3 protein-coding genes are annotated in these 1155 nt (G+C 70.2%); all 3 read right to left on the bottom strand.

The features are described 5' to 3' along the window. Positions 1–123, bottom strand: a 123-nt coding sequence (locus BMY40_RS27350) for an adenosylhomocysteinase (protein WP_143071841.1), incomplete at its 3' end; no start/stop codon positions are given. Further along, the gene (gene metF, locus BMY40_RS27345; RefSeq protein ID WP_093663456.1) at positions 101–1027 is read right to left on the bottom strand and encodes a methylenetetrahydrofolate reductase [NAD(P)H]; all 927 of its coding nucleotides are present in this window, start codon (positions 1025–1027) and stop codon (positions 101–103) included. The genes metF and BMY40_RS27350, both read right to left, overlap by 23 nt. Then, the coding region (locus tag BMY40_RS29225; protein ID WP_177214161.1) for a vitamin B12 dependent-methionine synthase activation domain-containing protein at positions 1024–1155 on the bottom strand (132 nt) is incomplete at its 5' end. The genes BMY40_RS29225 and metF, both read right to left, overlap by 4 nt.

Here is a 1155-nt window from a genome sequence, read left to right as displayed (position 1 = left end):
CCGGATCGCCATCAGCCCGGGCATCTCGTGCTCGGCCAGCGTGATCTCCTTGCGGCCGAACGCCGCCAGGGACAGATCCGCCACCTTGAAGTCCGTGAAGTCAGCGGTGGGTCGCGAGGACATGCTGGGCACTCCTTGGGGTCTGTGTGCTCTGGATGCTGCGGTGGATGTTGCGGTGGATGTCGAGGGTCGCGGTGGAGCGGTTGAGGGTGATGTAGTGCAGTCCCGGCGCGCCTTCGGCCAGCAGGCGTTCGGCCATGGCGGTGGCGTGGTCGACGCCGATGCGGTGGCCGGCGGCCGGATTGCCGCGGGCGGCCTCCAGACGGCGGGCCAGGTCCTTGGGGAAGGCAGCGCCCGACAGCTCGGCGAAGCGGGCGATCTGCCGGGCGTCGGTGGCGGGCATGATCTCGGGGATGATCGGGGTGTCGCAGCCGGCGGCGGCCACCTTGTCGCGCAGCCGCAGGTAGTCCTCGACGTGGAAGAACATCTGGGTGATGGCGTAGTCGGCGCCGGCCTTGCACTTGGCGACGAAGTGGCGGATGTCGCTGTCCCAGTCGGGCGACCGGGGGTGCTTCTCGGGGAAGGCGGCCACACCGACGCTGAAGTCGCCCATCTCCTTGACCAGGGAGACCAGTTGGTGGGCATGGGTGAAACCCTGCGGGTGCGGGGTCCAGGGCGCATTGGGGTCGCCGGGCGGATCGCCGCGCAGGGCGAGCACGTCGCGTACCCCGGCGTCGGCGTACCGGCCGATGATGTTGCGCAGTTCGGCCACGGAGTGGCCGACGGCGGTGAGGTGGGCGACCGGCCGCAGCGTGGTCTCGGCCGCGATCCGCTCGGTGACGGCGACGGTGCGGTCGCGGGAGGATCCGCCGGCGCCGTAGGTGACCGAGACGAAGGTCGGGCGCAGCGCCTCGATACGGCGGATCGCGCCCCACAGGGTGCGGGTTCCGGCATCGGTCCTGGGCGGGAAGAACTCGAACGAGAAGGAGCGCTCGCCGCTCGTGAGGATCTCTCGCAGCGTGGTCATGACCGGCCGCCTCCGGCATTGAAGTACGTCGCTTCGGGGTGGTGGAGGACGATGGCGTCGGTGGACTGCTCGGGATGGAGCTGGAACTCCTCGGACAGCGTCACCCCGATCCGCTCCGGCCGCAGCAA

The sequence above is a fragment of the Streptomyces radiopugnans genome, assembly GCF_900110735.1.
GTDB lineage: Bacteria > Actinomycetota > Actinomycetes > Streptomycetales > Streptomycetaceae > Streptomyces > Streptomyces radiopugnans.
The sequence above is the reverse complement of the archived record's forward strand: the minus strand, read 5'-3'. Positions and strand labels throughout refer to the sequence as shown.

Bases quoted from the DNA above. Each gene is read 5' to 3' on its own strand.
- metF (WP_093663456.1), bottom strand. From the start codon at position 1,027: ATGACCACGCTGCGAGAGATCCTCACGAGCGGCGAGCGCTCCTTCTCG.